At 52.7% G+C, this 18,903-nt stretch carries 15 protein-coding genes; 2 read left to right on the top strand and 13 right to left on the bottom strand.

All coding sequences use genetic code 11. The annotated features are described in order from the left end of the window. Nucleotides 1-33 precede the first annotated feature (33 nt). A complete protein-coding gene (locus ACSHSR_RS15930) occupies nt 34-2,448 on the top strand; it encodes a PilZ domain-containing protein (RefSeq protein ID WP_208180915.1) in 2,415 nt (804 codons plus the stop codon). Here the strand turns inward: ACSHSR_RS15930 and ACSHSR_RS15935 are convergent. Both ACSHSR_RS15935 and serB read right to left on the bottom strand, forming a co-directional pair. Further along, nucleotides 2,415-3,335: an alpha/beta fold hydrolase gene (locus ACSHSR_RS15935; protein WP_479630928.1), complete on the bottom strand. Its 921-nt coding sequence runs from the start codon at nt 3,333-3,335 to the stop codon at nt 2,415-2,417. The two genes, ACSHSR_RS15930 and ACSHSR_RS15935, sit on opposite strands and share 34 nt — an antisense overlap. A gap of 91 nt (nt 3,336-3,426) precedes the next feature. Further along, on the bottom strand, nt 3,427-4,404 hold the full coding sequence (gene serB / locus ACSHSR_RS15940) for a phosphoserine phosphatase SerB (protein WP_479630929.1): 978 nt from the start codon (nt 4,402-4,404) through the stop codon (nt 3,427-3,429). A gap of 81 nt (nt 4,405-4,485) precedes the next feature. On the opposite strand from serB, the gene ACSHSR_RS15945 reads away from it, so the two are divergent. After that, nucleotides 4,486-5,544, top strand: a complete 1,059-nt coding sequence (locus tag ACSHSR_RS15945; protein ID WP_479630930.1) for a YtjB family periplasmic protein — start codon at nt 4,486-4,488, stop codon at nt 5,542-5,544. Nucleotides 5,545-5,650: 106 nt separating this feature from the next. On the opposite strand, the gene deoD is transcribed toward ACSHSR_RS15945, so the two are convergent. The 11 genes from deoD to pnp form a co-directional block, all read right to left on the bottom strand. Continuing rightward, the gene (gene deoD, locus ACSHSR_RS15950; protein ID WP_025009945.1) at nt 5,651-6,361 is read right to left on the bottom strand and encodes a purine-nucleoside phosphorylase; all 711 of its coding nucleotides are present in this window, start codon (nt 6,359-6,361) and stop codon (nt 5,651-5,653) included. A gap of 76 nt (nt 6,362-6,437) precedes the next feature. Then, the gene (locus tag ACSHSR_RS15955; RefSeq protein ID WP_044733933.1) at nt 6,438-7,655 is read right to left on the bottom strand and encodes a phosphopentomutase; all 1,218 of its coding nucleotides are present in this window, start codon (nt 7,653-7,655) and stop codon (nt 6,438-6,440) included. Nucleotide 7,656: 1 nt separating this feature from the next. Next, complete coding sequence (deoA, locus tag ACSHSR_RS15960; protein ID WP_208135476.1) at nt 7,657-8,997, bottom strand: thymidine phosphorylase; 1,341 nt, start codon at nt 8,995-8,997, stop codon at nt 7,657-7,659. Nucleotides 8,998-9,140: 143 nt separating this feature from the next. Continuing rightward, a complete protein-coding gene (gene deoC / locus ACSHSR_RS15965; protein ID WP_025887927.1) occupies nt 9,141-9,914 on the bottom strand; it encodes a deoxyribose-phosphate aldolase in 774 nt (257 codons plus the stop codon). Nucleotides 9,915-10,304: 390 nt separating this feature from the next. Beyond that, entirely contained in the window at nt 10,305-11,144 is an 840-nt protein-coding gene (locus ACSHSR_RS15970) for a nucleoside-specific channel-forming Tsx family protein (RefSeq protein WP_025887926.1), read from the bottom strand. Nucleotides 11,145-11,437: 293 nt separating this feature from the next. After that, complete coding sequence (locus ACSHSR_RS15975; RefSeq protein ID WP_025009940.1) at nt 11,438-12,733, bottom strand: NupC/NupG family nucleoside CNT transporter; 1,296 nt, start codon at nt 12,731-12,733, stop codon at nt 11,438-11,440. 176 nt (nt 12,734-12,909) lie between these two features. Further along, nucleotides 12,910-13,707 carry a TatD family hydrolase gene (locus tag ACSHSR_RS15980; protein WP_181317300.1) on the bottom strand — a complete coding sequence of 266 codons (798 nt, stop codon included), beginning with the start codon at nt 13,705-13,707 and terminating at the stop codon, nt 12,910-12,912. Further along, on the bottom strand, nt 13,700-13,876 hold the full coding sequence (locus tag ACSHSR_RS15985; protein ID WP_412522379.1) for a hypothetical protein: 177 nt from the start codon (nt 13,874-13,876) through the stop codon (nt 13,700-13,702). The genes ACSHSR_RS15980 and ACSHSR_RS15985 overlap by 8 nt, the downstream gene beginning before the upstream one ends. Nucleotides 13,877-13,935: 59 nt before the next feature. Next, nucleotides 13,936-15,519, bottom strand: a complete 1,584-nt coding sequence (prfC, locus tag ACSHSR_RS15990) for a peptide chain release factor 3 (protein WP_025009938.1) — start codon at nt 15,517-15,519, stop codon at nt 13,936-13,938. A 99-nt stretch (nt 15,520-15,618) separates the two neighbouring features. Then, nucleotides 15,619-16,518: a lipoprotein NlpI gene (nlpI, locus tag ACSHSR_RS15995; RefSeq protein ID WP_028780654.1), complete on the bottom strand. Its 900-nt coding sequence runs from the start codon at nt 16,516-16,518 to the stop codon at nt 15,619-15,621. A 153-nt stretch (nt 16,519-16,671) separates the two neighbouring features. Next, entirely contained in the window at nt 16,672-18,774 is a 2,103-nt protein-coding gene (gene pnp / locus ACSHSR_RS16000; RefSeq protein WP_025009937.1) for a polyribonucleotide nucleotidyltransferase, read from the bottom strand. Nucleotides 18,775-18,903: the final 129 nt, after the last annotated feature.

An 18,903-nucleotide genomic window follows, 5' to 3' on the forward strand; every position in this document is an offset into this window, starting at 1 on the left:
CACAAGAATAAGCACCCTTTAAAGAGCGAGTCCATGAGCCCAGATCACCACAGCGCCCTGATTGAACAACTCAAGCCCCTGATGATGGAGCCGGACTTCAGTGAGATCTTCTTGCAGCTCACCGCCGAAGAGTCAAACTCGACCCGCTTTCTGTTAAAGATGGAAATCCAGCGCCTGGCTTCCCCCTGTCTGAGGATCATTGACCTCAGAGACAAGTCGGAACTGCCCTGCCAGGAGTATCGCTTCGCCGACCAACGCCACTTCCTCGATGACCCGGCCAAAGAGGCCTTTGATGCCGCACTGGCACTGTACCGCAACCAGTACACCATGGGAGTGTACGAGCAGGTGATGGAGGCGCATCGCCAGCGTCGCCAAAAGCTGCAGCAAACGCCCCGCAATCAGGAAGGACAGGGGAATCCCTATCTGGTACCCGGGATTGTGCTGGGGCGCTACCTCAACCGCAGTGAAGAGCGGATGAACTACAGCATCAAGATAGCTGTTTCCCAACCCGGCAGAGAGGAGGTGCGCGGCAATACCGCGGATCTCTCCGTCGGTGGTGCCAGAGTGCGCCTGCCCGCCAGACACAACTTCGATCTCAACCGGCCGCTGCGGGTCAAGCTGCTGGATCTCAGCGATGAATACTATTACCGGGATCTGCAACTCGGGGTCGACTACCAGATAGTCGATGCCCAGACAGAGCAGGACACCTGCTGGATGCGGCTCAAGCGCATCGGCGGCAGCGAACAGTTGGCCGAAATGCTCGCCAGCCTCATTCGCGGTTATAAGTTCCGCTATAAGGTGGATGTCAACGATGTGCTGGTAACCGCCACGGGGATGGGGTTCGAGCGCCATTACCTGGCTCATCTGCCGCACCTGCCGCTGTTTATCGAACAGGACAGCCAAGGCAAGCCTGCTATAGGTGCTCTGCTGCTTAGCCGGGACAATCAGGCACTGCTGCACGATTTCCTCGATGAAGCCGATATCAACCAATTGCCGGGACTGCTGAGTAAGCAGAGACTGGCGGCCATGCTCGCCGAGCCGGACAACGCCGACCACAGATTACTGTTCAGCTTTACCTATAATGCCCGTGGTCAACTCTACTTCTACTCTGCCAGCCTCAGCGAGCTGAAAAAAAGCCGCCTGCAACCTCTGTTTCTCGGCTTTGGTGCCACCAAGGGCAGTTGGAAGGTTATCCAGGTGAGCCTGGATGCCATAGACCACCGGGGTTCCTACAAGGCCTCCATGCTCCCGGGCGATGACAGCAACTACTCGGCACTGACTGAACAGCAGCTGAGCAAATACAGCCACATATTACAGTTGATGGATGTGACCGACGAACAGGCCGCCGAAGAGTATCGTCGCTGGCCATTCAAGATGGACGCCAATGAGCTCAAGCGTTTCGGCCAAGCCAAAATCACCACCAACAGTATCCGATTGGTGTCCATGTATTTCAGCGAGCGGCGCCAGGAAGCCAGATTCTCCTTCAAGACCCTGGTCAACATCAGTCAGGGAAAACAGCAATACACAGGGATCACCCATGATATTTCCAGTCGTGGCCTGCAGCTGAACCTGGATGAGAACGCGACTCTCAATCCCAAGGAGCCGCTGCTGCTGAGCTTTCCCAAACTGCAGGAGCTGGCGCCCAAGGCAAAACTTCAGGCGCTGCCCTATCGATTGGTGCGCAGCCGTAAAAACGGTGTCACCCTGCATCTGGCGGCAGTTATGGGCCACACGCCTCATCCGGGCGTGGAGTTTTTACATCGCCTGATAGAGCAAAACCGCGAGAAATTGCAGCAACTGACAGAGGATAACTCTGAGGTCAAAGAACTGGCCGAAGCGATGAAAAACCTCTTGATGCGCAAACTGCATTCAGTGCCTTTTCTTGTGGAAAAAACCGTCAAGTCTTTCCGTTTGTCGGCGCTGGGGGTCGGCGTAGAGCCGGATGCCGTCAGCGACTTGTTCGCCAACAGTAGCGCTGAGCAGTTGCAGTTCAATCTCGAACCTTTACTGCAAGACGGCCGGCTGAAGCGCGACTTTATCGGCCCGATACGGGCGATGAAGCCGCAGATGACCATGGACAGCTTCGAAGTCTTTGTGCAGTTGGTACGCCAATCCAGCGGCCAGTTGCGGCTGCGTTGCACTGCCCGCCATGAACTGGCGGAGCGTCAGGCCCAAGTGGATTTTATCCGTCAGGCACAGTCGCTCGGCAGCTTTATGGCCTTGAAAGTCTATCGCGGCGCCGCCGGTAAACCGGATCTGGGCTATATCCGTCGCGAGCTGGAATATATAGGTGTCCATGCCAAGCACAAGGCCAAGAAGCTCGAAGAGATGCTGTGGCGGGTGGTGGGCGTTGGCGAGTTTTTGGAGATCACCAGCGAGGTCTTGCTGCGCTACCCGGAATTAAATCCAGAAGCTCAGTCACTGACGCTGGAAAGCTCAAACCCCTGATACCAGGCGAGCACCTTGTTGAAATGATCGTTTGGTGCATCCACATGGGTCAGCATATCCGCATGACCATAGTCGTGGCGATTGCCGTTTTCCCGTGACAGTAAGGTAAAGCGGCTATTCTGCAAGCCGCATTCGGCCATCATATCCAGCACATCTTCCGGGTTGCCGAGCACAGTGTCATTCTGTCCGGCGATAAACCAACTCTTGGGCCAAGTGGCTTTGGCGGCAGCCAGGCCATAGTCGAAACCATCGTCATGATCTATCCAATCACCGCGCACCCAATCTATGCTCTGCTGTAGCGAAGCCCGGCTCTCGTTATCCATGCCCATGCGCCACTTGTCGGCCGCGAGATAGCCGTGACCAGCGGCAATGCCGGGAGCCAGGCGGTTCCAAACCAGATCCACCATCAGCCACTTTTTCAATGACCTGACTCTTATGGTGCGCTTGCTGCCAAAGGTAAGCAGTGATGCCACCGAGGCTTGCAGTTCAGGAAACCGTGCCAGGGCGCTGGCCATCAGCACCCCGCCCCAGGAATGGGCACACCAATGCAGTTTGTCCAGGGATTCGGCCTCGAGCAGATACTGCTGCACCAGGGGCAGTTGTTCACGGATGACCTCGCCTTGTCCAAGCTCAAACCCTCGCGCCAACTTAGGCGTGCTGAGGCCGCGACCTGCACTGTCCATTACATAGACGGTAAAGCCCGCCTGGGCCAGAAACGGTGCCAGACCTCGACCTCTGCTGCTGTAAAACACCCGGCCGTTGGACATGGCGCCATGCAACATCAAAATCGGGATCTGATGCCGAAAACCGGCTGCGGGAGAAATTTTGCGAAGATGCAGTTCGCCATCTCGATAAGGCAGAAAGATTGATTGCTGTACAGTTTCCATGGAGTGTGTCGTCACCGGGTTCTATAGCAAAAGCTAATGAATCCCGGTCACAAAAACAAGAGCAATCACTCTAATTCTAACGGTTGACGCTTCAGCGCCCTTGCAGCAAGAAAGGTAATACCTGCAGGTCCAGCTTATTGATCCTGGCCGCAGCCGCCGCAGCCAGCTTAGGTTTGGCATGATAGGCAATACCAAAATCGGCCGCCTGCACCATGGGGATATCGTTGGCGCCATCGCCTATGGCCAGCCTTTGCCCGGCAGCTATCTGCCACTGCTCGGCGCATTTTTTCACCACATCAGCCTTGAAGGCGGCATCCACTACCTGGCCGCTAACCTCGCCGAGCAACTTGCCATCGCTTATTACCAGTTCATTGGCAAAAGCGGCATCCAACCCAAGCAACTGCTGCAGATGGCCAACAAAGGGGGTAAAACCACCTGAGGCCACCACAGTGCGCCAGCCATAGGACTTGAGCTCGGCTATCATGCTCTCAAGCCCGGGGCTCAAGGGCAAGCGGGCACAGAGGTCATCAATAATACTTTGATTCGCGCCCTTGAGCTTGGCCACCCTCTGGCGCAGGCTCTGTTCGAAGTCCAGCTCCCCCTGCATAGCCCGCTCGGTCACTTGTGCCACCTCGGCGCCCACGCCGGCAGCGGCCGCCAATTCATCGATACACTCAATGGTAATGGCGGTCGAGTCCATATCCATCACCAACAGGCCTGGAGTCGAAAGCTGCGGCAAACTCGTTGTCGCCGCAATGGGCAGGTAGTCCAGCTCGCAAATTGACTCAAGACGATTCTGCATGGATTGACAGATACCCGCCTCGAGTAGTAATTCAAGCCCATACAGGGATTGCTCGCGCTGCAAAATCGCCACCGCCCTCGGTGCCAACTCGGGAAGCAAATCGGCAACAGCAGCCGCGGCCTTTTCACTGAAGATCAGCCGTAATCGCTCACCCTGAGCATGTTGCCCTTCCTTAAATGCTGGCCAAGTATGCTGTTGCAGACTCAAGACATAGACACCATCCTGACGTTGACTGGCCAACAGGGGAAAAGGTAAGACTGACTCCATGGTCACTGCTCTCCGGCTATCGGGCATACCCATAATCCATTATGATTAGGGAAACACCGAATTTGATTAAGGGACAAAGTATTGTTGTTCAAGGGCCTTAAAAAAAGCCAGAAGATCAGCAGACTGCTGCAGATCGCCATAGCCGTCACTCTGCTGGTCGGCCTGGTCCAGCTGTGGCAGACAAGCCTACTACAAGGGCAGCGGCTTCTGAAGACCCAAACCCAAAAGATGGCCAGATTATTGGTGCAACAAACAGCCTATGGTGCCGCACCGGCGTTGCAACTGCAAAATGATGAGCAGTTGCAATGGCTGGCCAGCGCCCTGGTGGAAGATCCCAAGGTGATGGCGGCGACTATCTACAGCGAGGATGGCCAGCGGCTATCCTTTGCCCAGGATGTCAGCCCAGAGTTACTGGAGCCGGACTCCCCGGAGCTGGATGATCTGCTGGCGCCCTATCCCCCTTATGTCGAGCCGGTGATCCAGCAAGGTAAAAACCTGGGCTTCGTCGAAGTCAGGCTGGATCCCAAGCTGTTTTTCAATGAGATCAAAGAAGCCCACGAGCTGAATATGGAGCAGCAGCAACTGATGCTGATAGTCGCGGGCTTTATCGGCCTGTTGCTGTCGCGGGCCTTGTCGTTCAAACGCGCCGACTTTGACCGCCGCCGCACCCGGGTCAAGCGCAGGCGTAAAAAGCTTAAACAGCAGGGAAAAGCAACCGCCAAGGAAGCCGCGGATACTGAACCTACTGTCACCGAAAGCCAAGATTCAGCCCCGGATACCGGCGAATCCCAGACCGAGCTTGAAGCTGAATCCAACACCAATATGTCACCCAAACAGGCTGAACAGCCCGCCCAAGCATCGGCCAGAAAGGCTGCCAGGCCAAAGCACTCGGAGGTAAACACTGAGCCTGGGATTGACAATAAAACAGGGGAAAAGGTCCAAACAGAAACAGGCGCTGAAACTTCAGCGCCCCCAATTGACCCAAGTAACCAAAGAGACCAAAGCGAAGCCAAGCAAACCAACGATAGCCTGATCCCGGATCCTGTCGATGCGGACGATCCCCGCGGTAAACGTCCCTGGCCGGGAGTGGTCTCCAAACGGGAGCCACAAACTGCAGAAGCAAACAAAAAGAACGAGTAGCCCAAGAGCCAGCTTCAGCTGCAGAGCCGCGCTCCAGGAATGAACGGAAAGGCTTAAACAATAAGGGCTCCCGAGGGAGCCCTTATGATGTCAGTTGGTTACCGGATTACAGGGTAATCGCAGCATCCAGCGTCATGACGATCATATCGTTGAAAGTGGTTTGACGCTCATCAGAGCTGGTCTTCTCACCGGTACGGATATGGTCGGAAACAGTTACCACGCAAAGAGCGCGGGCACCGAATTCATGGGCAACACCGTAGAGACCGGCAGCTTCCATTTCCACACCCAGTACTCCCATCTTTTCCATCACGTCGAACATTTCAGGATCCGGAGTGTAGAAGAGATCGGCAGAGAACACATTACCTACACGAATTTTGGTACCGTGAGTCTTGGCTGAGTCGACTACAGCACTCATCAGCTCATAGTTGGCGATGGCAGCAAAGTCCTGACCTTTGAAACGCAGACGGTTCACCTGAGAATCGGTGCAGGCGCCCATGCCGATGATCACATCGCGCACTTTAACGTCTGTACTGATTGCACCACAGGTGCCTACGCGGATCAGGTTCTTGACACCATAGTCCTTGATAAGCTCAGTGGCATAAATGGAGCAGGAAGGGATACCCATGCCTGAACCCATCACAGAGATACGCTTGCCTTTGTAGGTACCTGTGAAACCGAGCATGTTACGTACGTCGGTAACCTGTTCTACGTTTTCCAGGAAGGTTTCGGCAATGTACTTGGCCCGCAATGGATCGCCAGGGAAAAGTACGGTTTCAGCGAATGCGCCGTCAACTGCATTGATATGTGGTGTTGCCATCGAAATAACCCCGTTAGTTTTATAAAGACTCAAGTCTGTTTATTAAAGACGGCTCCGGCGAGGGAGCCATATCTTGTCAGCGAATAAATGATTCGCCGTATTCCATTGGTTCCAGCTTGAAGTAGCTGGCAATGGATTGGCCGATATCGGCAAAGCTCTTGCGACGCCCCAATGAACCAGCACTCAAACCTGCGCCATAGGCCAGAACCGGCACATGTTCGCGGGTATGATCTGTGCCTTCCCAAGTAGGGTCGCAACCATGGTCTGCAGTCAGGATAAGCAAGTCATCCTTATTCAGCAGTGCCAGGATTTCAGGCAATCTTGCATCGAAGTATTCCAATCCCCGGGCATAACCTGCCACATCTCGGCGGTGGCCATAGTGGGAATCGAAATCCACGAAGTTGGTGAAGACTATGGTGTTGTCACCGGCAGCCTTGACCTGCTCCAGTGTAGCATCGAATAGAGCCTCCAGGCCCGAGGCCTTAACCTTGCTGGTGATACCGCAGTGGGCATAAATATCGGAAATTTTACCGACACTGACCACTTGGCCGCCGGCGGCTTTCAGCTTATCCAGCACAGTTTTCGCCGGTGGCTCTACCGCGTAGTCACGGCGATTGCCGGTGCGGGCAAAATCGGCGGCGCCGCTGCCAACAAAGGGTCGCGCTATGACTCGGCCGATATTATATGGCTCAAGCTCTTCACGGGCGATTTCACACAAACGGTAGAGGTTTTCCAGGCCGAAGCTTTCTTCATGGCAGGCAATCTGGAACACGGAGTCGGCCGAAGTGTAGAAGATAGGCAGGCCGGAACGCATATGTTCTTCACCCAATTCTTCCAGAATCGCAGTACCGGATGCGTGACAATTGCCAAGGAAACCGCCAAGGCCAGCGCGTGCCAGGATCTTATCGGTCAACTCTTTGGGGAAAGAGTTTTGCTTGTCGCTGAAATAGCCCCAATCAAACAGCACGGGAACGCCGGCCATTTCCCAGTGACCACTGGGGGTATCCTTGCCTGAGCTCAGCTCTTCGGCATGACCATAAGCGCCTATCAACTCGACATCGGCGTCAAACCCGGGGGCAAACTGACCAGTGCTTTCCATGGCGGCATGTGCCAGCCCCAGACGGCTAAGGTTGGGTAACTTCAGCGGCCCTTCACGGCCATCATTGGCACGCCCTTCGGCACACTCCTTGGCGATATGACCAAAGGTATCTGAACCCAGGTCACCAAACTTGGCCGCATCACCGGCTGCGCCGACGCCGAAGGAATCCAGCATTAAAATAATGGTACGTTTCATACTACTTCTCCTGGAGATCGGCGGCGCGGATGGCGCGATAGATCTCCGGTGTTTTCTCAGGGGCGCTGTCGCCAATGACTATGGCTCTGCGCACCGCGGCAGCGGCTTCTTCGAAGGCGCTTTCTGACTGGGCATGCACCATTGCCAGCGGCTTGTCGGCATTGATTTCATGTCCCAGGGCACAAACCTGTGTCAGGCCGACGCTGTAATCCAGGGCATCACCTGGCTTACGACGACCACCACCCAGAGTGACCACAGCCAAGCCGAGTTCACGGGTATCCATGCTGTAAGCAAAGCCGGAACGCTCGGCATATACAGGACGAATAATCTTGGCTTGGGGCAAGTATTTTTCAGGATGTTCGACAAAATCGACCGGGCCGCCCAGTCCGGAAACCATACGGGCGAAGATCTCGGCGGCCTTGCCATTATCCAGCACGGCGTTGAGCTTACTGCGGGCCTCGGCCTCATTGGCGGCAAGACCACCGAGCAGCAACATCTCACTACAAAGTCCCATAGTGACTTCGTAGAGGCGCGGATTACGATATTTGCCGGTAAGGAAGTCCACCGCCTCGAGCACTTCGACCGCGTTCCCGGCGCAGGAGGCCAACACCTGGTTCATATCTGTCAGCAGAGCCGTGGTCTTGGTACCTGCACCATTGGCAACCGCAACAATAGAACGAGCCAGTTCCTCGGATGCCTGATAAGTCGGCATAAAGGCACCGCTGCCCACTTTGACGTCCATCGCCAGCGCATCCAGGCTACAAGCCAGTTTCTTCGACAGAATAGAGGCCGTGATAAGCGGGATGGATTCGACAGTGGCCGTGTTGTCACGAATGGAATAGAAACGCTTGTCGGCAGGGACCAGATCGCCGGTTTGACCGATAATGGCCACACCGACCTCTTTAACCACCTTACGGAATAGTTCGCTGTCGGGCTCAGTCTGATAGCCGGGGATGGCGTCAAACTTATCCAGAGTGCCACCTGTGTGGCCCAGACCACGACCTGAAATCATGGGAACATAACCGCCGCAGGCTGCCGCCATGGGGCCAAGCATCAGGCTGATAACATCGCCTACGCCGCCTGTGCTGTGTTTGTCTATGACAGGGCCGTCGAGCTGCAGGCTATCCCAATTGAGCACAGTGCCGGAATCACGCATAGCCGTAGTCAGTGCAATGCGCTCATCCATGCTCATGTCGTTAAAATACACCGCCATCCCGAATGCAGCTATCTGACCTTCAGACACGCTGTTATCGGTAATGCCTTTGACAAAGAACTGGATCTCCTCCTTGGAAAGCGCCATTTTTTCGCGTTTTTTACGAATTATCTCTTGTGCCAGAAACATAATACTGCCTCCTTTCTACTGCAACCTTGTCTATAAAAGCCGTTACAGCATTGGGGTTGGACGTCAAATATGTAGTAACTTTATTACAGATACTAGCTAAGTTTTGACGTCACCAAATAGACTTGGATCACAATCAGCGGGGATTAGTAACCTTGAGTCGGTGCTGGAGCGTCAGCCAATTCCAGCGTGTGCAGCAGACTGGCCAGCAGGCTGGATGCACCGAAACGGAAAGTACGGGGTGAAACCCAGTCATTGCCCAGAATACGCTCGGCTGTACCGAGGAATTCAGCGGCTTGGGCGGCATCACGTACACCACCGGCAGGCTTGAAGCCTACTGCGGGGTTCTTTTCACTGATAACGGTCAGCATGATTTCAGCCGCTTCAAGAGTGGCATTGACAGGTACCTTACCGGTAGAGGTCTTGATGAAGTCAGCGCCGGCATCGATAGACAACTCGGAAGCCTTGCGAATAAGCGCCGGGTCTTTCAGTTCACCGGATTCGATGATCACTTTCAAAAGCACATTGTCACCACAGGCTTCTTTGCAGGCTTTGACCAACTCAAAACCAACTGTTTCGTTGCCTTCCATCAGCGCACGATAAGGGAATACCACATCCACTTCGTCGGCACCGTAAGCGACTGCTGCACGGGTTTCCAGCACGGCGATAGCGATGTCATCATTGCCGTGAGGGAAGTTGGTGACTGTGGCAATACGGATATCATCGGCGCCCATGGCATCCAGAGTCTTGCGCGCGATAGGAATAAAGCGTGGATAGATACAGATAGCAGCAGTATGACCGGCCGGAGTGTTGGCCTTATGACACAATTCGATCACCTTCTGATCGGTATCATCATCATTCAGGGTGGTCAGATCCATCAGTTGGATGGCGCGCTGTGCTGCTTGTTTTAAATCGCTCATAATTGCTCTCCGAGACATAAAATTAAAGGATTAAAAATCTGTCTTGGCAGCGCCAGAGGGGCTTTTTGTGGTTATTGTTATGGCCGGGCCTTCGGGCGACGCCTGCATTTGACTGCAAATCATCTTTGTAGGGTATTCAACCTTGATAACGAGTATCACGACTTGAATCCTTGAAGACCGGGAAGGGGGAACTCGAGTTCCTTGCCTTGCCGCGAAAAATCCCTTTTAACGCGAGAAATCTGTCAACCTTTACATAAACAAGCTGAACCAGCTTCCGGCTAATATTGCGGGTTCATTGAACCCAACTCACTATAGCTCAGGCTTAGGTAAAGATTAAGTCAGAGCAAAATAAAAACGGGGGTCACCCTAGAGGATAACCCCCATCTACCATTAGAACTTGTAGGTAGCGCTCAGGTAGTGAGACCAACCTGTAGATTCCAGAGCCAGGGCACCGGCACCGTCTTCAAGCAGGTATACGTCTTTAAAGCCTTTCAGGCCATAGCCCAGAGCGTAACGATCTGAGTGCCAGTACAGGCCGAAGAAGATGTTACCACCGTTAGAAGTCTTAGGAACGAAAGCTGTCTTGTCTTCGTCAGCACCGAACTGGTAGTCGATGTAACCCTGGAACGACAGGAAGCTCTTGTTGTCGAAGAAGTAGAAAGGCTTGAACCAGTTCATGGAGAACTGATAACCGTTCCACTCTTTCTCATTCAGGTCGTAGAAAGCGTACAGGTTCATGCCGGTTTTACCCAGCCATGGCACCATCACGTCAGCACCCACACCCCAGAATGAGCTGTTAACGCCGTCACCATTCAGGCCGTCCCAGTTGAACAGAGTAGAGAAGTAAACTTCTTGAACTGGGCCGAAAGACAGGTCTTTATTGAATACTGCATCCATGGAGATACGTGGTGCAAACTTCATGAATATCTTGCTGGTGCCTGAACCTGGGTTCTTGTCACCGTCAGTGGTGTACTGGTTACCCAGGTTGAACACATCAACATAACCGTACAGATCGAAGATACCTGAACGACCACCGAATTCCATTTCCAGGTAGTTGTGCTGATCACCTGAAGCTGGGTTATCTGGCTTCTCACCGATAGAGTACATCAGGTTGAACTGCATCCATTTGTAATCACTGGCGTGCAGGTCAGAACGATCGGCGGCGTAGGCATTGCCTGACATGGCAGCGACCGCTGTAGCGGCTAAAGCTAAAGTTTTAACGTTTTTCATCATCAACCCCATTCATCTTTGGTTCTCGCTACCCTCTTGGAGCAGCATTCTTTTAATTGGCGCCCGCATTCTACCTTCTCCATCCAAAACTACAAGAAAGACAAAATAAAATACGAACACTAAATTTTATATTTGAACAAAAGTACCCATTTCACTCACTAGTCAGAAATATCTGCACTCTTGTTCTGCTCATGTTGCCTACCTAAGTGGGCACAGGAGCCAAGCAAAGCTAATTTGGAAATCGATTGGGTTAACAAGAGGCCTGCGAATTCAGGCCTCTGTTCACTACCGTCTTACAGTGCCAGGAATAAACCGGCCAGAGTCGCACTCATCAGGTTAGCCAGAGAACCGGCAACCACAGCGCGCAGACCCAGTTTAGCCAGATCGTGACGACGATTTGGTGCCATGGCACCCAAGCCGCCCAGCAGAATAGCGATGGAAGACAAGTTAGCGAAGCCACACAGAGCGAAAGAGATAATCGCCTGAGTACGGACTGTCATTGGCGCCTGAGTTTCAGCCACACACATAGGCAACTCTTTAGTGACCTCAGCGGCAACGGCAGTACAACTCATGGCAGCATCATGGATGTAGGGTGCGAAGTTCATGTAAGCCACAAACTCGTTGACCACTATCTTCTGACCGATGAAAGAACCGGCAACCATGGCTTCATTCCAAGGCACACCGATGAGGTAAGCCAGAGGCATAAAGATATAGCCGAGGATCAGTTCCAGGGTCAGGTTTTCCATGCCGAACCAACCGCCGATACCACCTATGATGCCGTTGATCATGGCAATCAAACCGATGAAGGCCAGCAGCATAGCACCAACGTTCAGCGCCAGGTGCATACCGGAAGAAGCACCGGCAGCGGCAGCATCCAGTACGTTGGCTGGCTTGTCTGGATCTTCAGGCAGCTCATCCATGTCGTTCTTGGCAGTTTCAGTTTCAGGATGCATCAGCTTGGCCATCAACAGACCCGCTGGTGCCGCCATGAAAGAAGCCGCAACCAGATACTGGATAGGTACACCCATCTGTGCATAACCGGCCAGAACAGAACCTGCGATAGATGCAAGACCACCCACCATAATGGCGAACAGCTCAGATTGAGTCATGGTTGGAATAAAGGGACGAACCACCAGAGGCGCTTCGGTCTGACCCACGAAGATGTTGGCTGTGGCAGACATGGACTCGGTACGGCTGGTGCCCAGGGCCTTCTGCAGCGCCCCACCCAAAATACGAATGATCCACTGCATGATGCCCAGATAGTAGAGCACAGCGATCAGAGAGGAGAAGAACACGATAACCGGCAGCACGTTCACTGCGAAGATAAAGCCGACTTTGAAGTTAGCCAAATCACCAAACAGGAAGCTGATACCATTTTGTGCATAACCGATAACACTGGAAACAGCATCGGATACGTTCTTGAGAACGTCCTTACCGAACGGCACGTACAAGACAAAACCGCCCAATGCAGCCTGAATTGCCAGTGCACCACCGACAGTTCTAAGATTGATTGCCTTCTTGTTGTTGGACAACAAGAAACCAATCGCGAGTAGGGTGACCACCCCTACCAAGCTCATAAGTATATTCATTAACCATCACCCTATTGTTAACGCTTTTTAATTATGTTGTTAACCAACCTTTTTCCGAGCAAGATTATACCCGACCTCCGGGGCAAAATCGTCGTTTTGATCAAATTTTTGAAGTTAATTTTCAAAAGTTTAGTCACATCACAGAATGCGAGTTACACCTGTTTAATTAAAAGAAACTAAAGCTCAAACAGTTGCATCAAGTTCTGTTGGAGGTGTTCTGATATTAGAACATTGGTTTTTTTCTGCAAATCCGCCAATTCGGCTATTATTTGTACCAATGTCAGGGGGGTATTGCGTTTTTCCGGCAGGAAACTCGGCGTCATTGAGGGCGAATCAGTCTCAACCAACAAGGCATCGAGCGGTAATTTGCCAACTGCATCACGCAGCTTTTTTGCATTTTTATTCAGCAATAAGCCGCCAATCCCCAACTTGAAGCCAAGCTCCAAATAAGCGATCGCCGTCTCATAAGAGCCATTAAAGGCATGAACCACCCCGCCCCGCGGCAGTGAATGCTGTTTCAACATGCCCAAGAGTTCATTATGGGTCTTCACCGAATGCAGTATCAGCGGCAGCTTCAACTCCGCCGACAAGGCCAACTGCCCTTCCAGCACCCTGTATTGCAGGTTCCAGGGGACATGCGCCGGGTTATCTTGCGCCAGCTCAGCCTTGGGTTTGTCCAAACCACACTCGCCGATTCCTACCATCAGAGGGTCATTTACAGAAGTGAGCTCACTTTTGAGCGCTGTCAGCGCCAGGTCACTCTCTGCAATTGATTTAGGACAATACCAAGGATGTATCCCTAAGGTGAAAGGCAGTTGCAGCTGGTGAGCAATCGCTTTCTGCTTTGACCAATGCCGAGGACTGACACCGGGAATGATAGCACCGCCAATACCGGCGGCTTTCATCGCGGCCATGAGGGCTAGTCTGTCATGATCAAAGTCGCTGAAATCCAGATGAGCGTGAGAATCAAAGATCATGCTGTTCTCCTTCTTTTTGCCTGTCTTTAACGTCAGCCTCTTGCCCACCTTTTTGCAAAGGAGGATCGCTGAGTCTTGGCATACAGCAGCGCCGATTTTCTTCGGTTAACCCCATTCGATCACAAAAACGGATGTAACTTTGCCAGCACTTTTGAATAAAAAACATCAGAAGATCTCTCAACAACATCCCAATAAAAAAGGTGGAGCAAGCTCCACCTTTATGATTCAGTGTTCCCGGGTCTTGGCAAACTCAATGTCCGGATAGCGCTCCATGGACAAATTGAGGTTAACCATGGTCGGGGCAATATAAGTCAGGTTGTCGCCACCATCCAGCGCCAGGTTGGTGGAGCACTTGCGTCTGAACTCCTCCAACTTGCGGGCATCGTCACAGTAGACCCAACGCGCGGTTGCCACGTTGATGGCCTCATAGATGGCTTCCACGTTATATTCCGACTTGAGTCTGGCTACCACTACCTCAAACTGCAGCACCCCAACAGCGCCAACGATAAGGTCATTGGTGTCCAGAGGGCGGAAAACCTGCACGGCCCCCTCTTCCGAGAGCTGCACCAGGCCTTTAAGCAGCTGTTTCTGCTTCAATGGATCTTTAAGGCGAATACGGCGGAACATTTCCGGCGCAAAGTTGGGGATCCCGGAGAACTTCAACTCTTCCCCTTGGGTAAAGGTATCACCTATCTGAATGGTGCCATGGTTGTGCAGGCCTATGATATCACCGGCATAGGCTTCGGCGGCACGCTCACGGTCACCGGCCATAAAGGTTACCGCATCGGAAATACTGACGGTTTTCCCTATACGGACATGCTTCATCTTCATGCCTTGGGTGTATTTGCCGGAAACGATACGCATAAAGGCGATACGGTCTCTGTGCTTGGGATCCATGTTCGCCTGGATCTTGAAAACGAAACCGGAAAACTTGTCTTCACCGGCTTCGACCAAACGCTCAGTGGTCTGTCTTGGCATTGGCTTGGGGGCCCAGGCAGTCAGGCCATCCAGCATATGGTCAACCCCGAAGTTCCCCAGGGCGGTACCGAAGAACACAGGTGTCAGCTCACCACTTAAGAACAGCTCGAGATCAAATTCATTGGAGGCGCCGGTTACCAACTCCATCTCTTCACGCAGCTGCGCGGCCAGATCGCTGCCAACGGCTTGGTCCAACTCAGGGTTATCCAATCCTTTGAGTATCTTCACTTCCTGAATGGTGTGACCGTGACCGGTTTGATACAGGATGGTTTCATCGCGGTGGATATGATAAACGCCTTTGAAAGACTTACCACAGCCTATAGGCCAGCTGACCGGAGCACAGAGAATATCGAGCTCGTTTTCCACTTCATCGAGCAATTCCATCGGATCGCGGATATCCCGGTCGAGCTTGTTCATAAAGGTGACGATAGGGGTATCACGCAGCCGCGTCACTTCCATCAGCTTACGGGTTCTATCCTCAACCCCTTTGGCAGCATCAATAACCATAAGGCAGGAGTCCACCGCTGTCAGGGTACGGTAGGTATCCTCAGAGAAGTCTTCGTGGCCTGGGGTATCCAGCAGGTTAACCAGGCAGTCGTTGTAGGGGAACTGCATCACAGAAGTCGTGACCGAGATCCCCCGCTCCTTTTCCATCTCCATCCAGTCAGATTTTGCATGCTGAGACGAGCCACGGCCTTTCACTGTACCGGCAGATTGAATGGCGCGGCCATGGAGCAAGACTTTTTCTGTAATGGTGGTTTTACCCGCATCCGGGTGAGAAATGATGGCGAAGGTGCGGCGCTTGTCCACTTCGACTTTAATACCTGACATGTTCTTCCGTACACTTATGACGCTTGAAAAAGGCGCAAATTATAGCGCCTCACTCAGGCCTTGGCTAGGCAAGGCCTTTGATTGTCAGATAAAGGCAGATCAGTTAGCTGTCTGTTGTACCGGTTGCGGCGTTTGCTCCAGCAATGCCAGTTCCATTCTGGCATATCTGTGTTCGACAAAATCATAGATATTGGTAGCCAGCGCCAGGCGCAGATAATCGGCCGCCTTATCCTTATGGCCTTGCTCGGTCGCCACCTTGGCCAAATAGAAATAGGCTTCACACAAGCGCTCGGCATATTCTTTGGGGTGAGTCAGGCCACTCTTGGCCATGGCAAACACCTGGGACTCATCAACCGCGCCCAGATAATAGTCGACCAGCACAGTCGCCCAGGCATTGTCATCCAGACGGGTGCGGTTGAACTGCAGCCTTGCCAGCGCTTCCTGGGGTGAGAGTTCATACTCGGTCAGATATAGCCACAGCGCCCGGTAACCATCGCTTTCATCCTTGAGGTAAAAGCTTTCCATGTCTTTGGCAGCAAGCTCTTTGCGATCGCCATAGTAAAGGGCAATTCCGCGATTGAGAAAGGCATAATCATATTCAGGCGATAACTCAAGAACCGCATCAAACGCCTCGTAGGCACTTTCAAACTCACCTTCCTGGGTGTAATAGATACCGAGGAAGTTATAGGCATCGGCCAAATCCGGTTGCAATTTCAGCGCCTGATGGAAATCGATACGTCCGAGGATCCTCAAGCCTACGCTGTCGTATATAACGCCGCGATCATAATGAAAACGGGCGCGCTGCTCTGTGGTCAGCTCTGCTCTGGCCAGGATTTCGTTGAGTTTTGCCAGAGTAACTTCCAACTTATAGTCCGGCAAGACAGGGGCGACCAACAATTCACTGTTGGCTTCAGACGCCGGCAGGGAAGCGCATCCCGAAGTCAGCAAACTGGCTCCGGCCAGTACAGAAAACACAGCGGCGCGCAGATTAAAACTCATCCAATCCTTCCTTTGTCATATCCCAATGCAGGCTCAATCATAGCAATACAGCAGTACCTACGCTATCAAGCCGCAGTGGCAAATCCAAGATAATTTAAGTGATGGCAATAAAAAAGGAGACCCCAAGGTCTCCTTTTCTCATGCTATGAAAGCTTACTCGGCAGCTTCTGGAGCAGCTTGTTGTGCTTCCTTGATAGACAGACGCACACGGCCCTGACGATCCACTTCCATTACCTTAACGGTAACTTCCTGGTTCAATTGCAGGTAGTCGGATACGTTGGCCACACGCTCTTCAGCGATTTGAGAGATGTGTACCAGGCCATCTTTACCAGGCAGTATGTTAACGAAGGCACCGAAGTCAACGATGCGGATAACTTTACCCTTGTAGATACGACCCACTTCCACTTCAGAGGTGATCTCTTCGATGCGGCGGATAGCTTCCTTGGTGGCATCGGCATTGTTTGAAGCAATCTTCACAGTGCCGTCGTCTTCCAACTCGATAGTGGTACCTGTCTCTTCGGTCAGTGCACGGATAGTTGCACCACCCTTACCTATCACTTCACGGATCTTCTCAGGGTTGATCTTGATGGTAGTGATACGTGGAGCATGGTCAGAGATATCGTCACGGGCAGAGCCAATGGCCTGATCCATTACATTGAGGATATGCACACGGGCACCATAGGCTTGCTGCAGCGCAATTTCCATGATCTCCTTGGTGATACCTTCAATCTTGATATCCATCTGCAGTGCGGTTACACCATCACGGGTACCGGCCACTTTAAAGTCCATATCACCCAGGTGATCTTCATCACCCAGAATGTCAGACAGTACGACGAAGTCATCACCTTCTTTCACCAGACCCATGGCGATACCGGCAACAGAAGTCTTGATAGGTACACCGGCATCCATCAGCGCCAGAGAAGTACCACATACAGACGCCATAGAGCTGGAGCCGTTGGATTCAGTGATTTCAGATACTACGCGCACGCTGTATGGGAATTCTTCGGCAGAAGGCATTACTGCGTTGATACCACGCCATGCCAGCTTACCGTGACCGATTTCACGACGCTTGGGTGAACCCACCATGCCGGTTTCACCGACAGAGTATGGAGGGAAGTTATAGTGCAGCATGAAGCGGTTGGTACGCTCGCCCATGATAGAGTCAATCTTCTGCGCATCACGCTCGGTACCCAGAGTACAGGTCACCAGAGCCTGAGTTTCACCACGGGTAAACAGGGCGCTACCGTGAGTACGTGGCAGCACGCCGGCCATCACAGACAGGGCACGCACCATATCAGGCTCACGACCATCGATACGAGGCATACCTTTGATGATGCGGCTACGAACCACTTTCTTCTCCAGGCTACCCAGCAGGCCGTCCAGCTCACGCTGATCCAGCTCAGGGTTTTCCTCGAGCAGCTTTTCGATAGCGGCTTTCTTGACTTCAACTACCGCATCGCGACGCTCATGCTTGGCGATGATCTGGTAAGCGGCGGTAAGACCTTCTTCGGCCAGCGCCTTAACCTTGGCAACCAGCTCTTCGTTGGCAACAGGAGCTGTCCAGTCCCAAGCAGGCTTACCGGCTTCGGCCTTGAGTTCATTGATGGCATTAACCACCACCTGCTGCTGCTCGTGACCGTATACCACGGCGCCCAGCATCACTTCTTCAGGCAGGGCCTTGGCTTCAGACTCCACCATGAGCACGGCGCTCTGAGTACCGGCAACAACCAGATCCAGCTGGCTGTTTTCACGCAGCTCTGCACCAGGATTCAGCACGTACTCGCCATTGATGTAACCGACACGTGCCGCACCCAGAGGACCATTGAATGGAATACCGGAAATAGCCAAAGCAGCAGAGGTACCTATCATGGCCACAATGTCTGGCTCGATCTGTGGATCAACAGAAACCACAGTGATGATCACTTGGACTTCGTTGGTGAAGCCGTCAGGGAACAGTGGACGGATAGGACGGTCAATCAGGCGGGCGATCAGTGTTTCATCTTCAGATGGTCGACCTTCACGCTTGAAGAAACCACCAGGGATCTTACCGGCTGCGTAAGTCTTTTCCTGATAGTTAACAGTCAGCGGGAAGAAGTCACGGCTTGGGTCTGCTTCTTTCTTGCCAACCACAGTCACCAGAACTGTAGTATCGCCCATGCTGGCCAGAACGGCTGCATCGGCTTGGCGTGCAATAACCCCTGTTTCCAGAGTGACTGTGTGTTGACCATACTCAAAACTTTTTACAATAGGATTCACTTGACCCATTCCTTAATTTAATAACCTTGAATTTCGCGCGTAAGTATACTGCAAACATCTTGAATAGATAAAGAGTGCCAGATGATGACAAAGGCGCTTCTTTTTTCTAAAGTGGACTATATCAACCAC

The organism is Shewanella sp. VK101 (assembly GCF_056497865.1).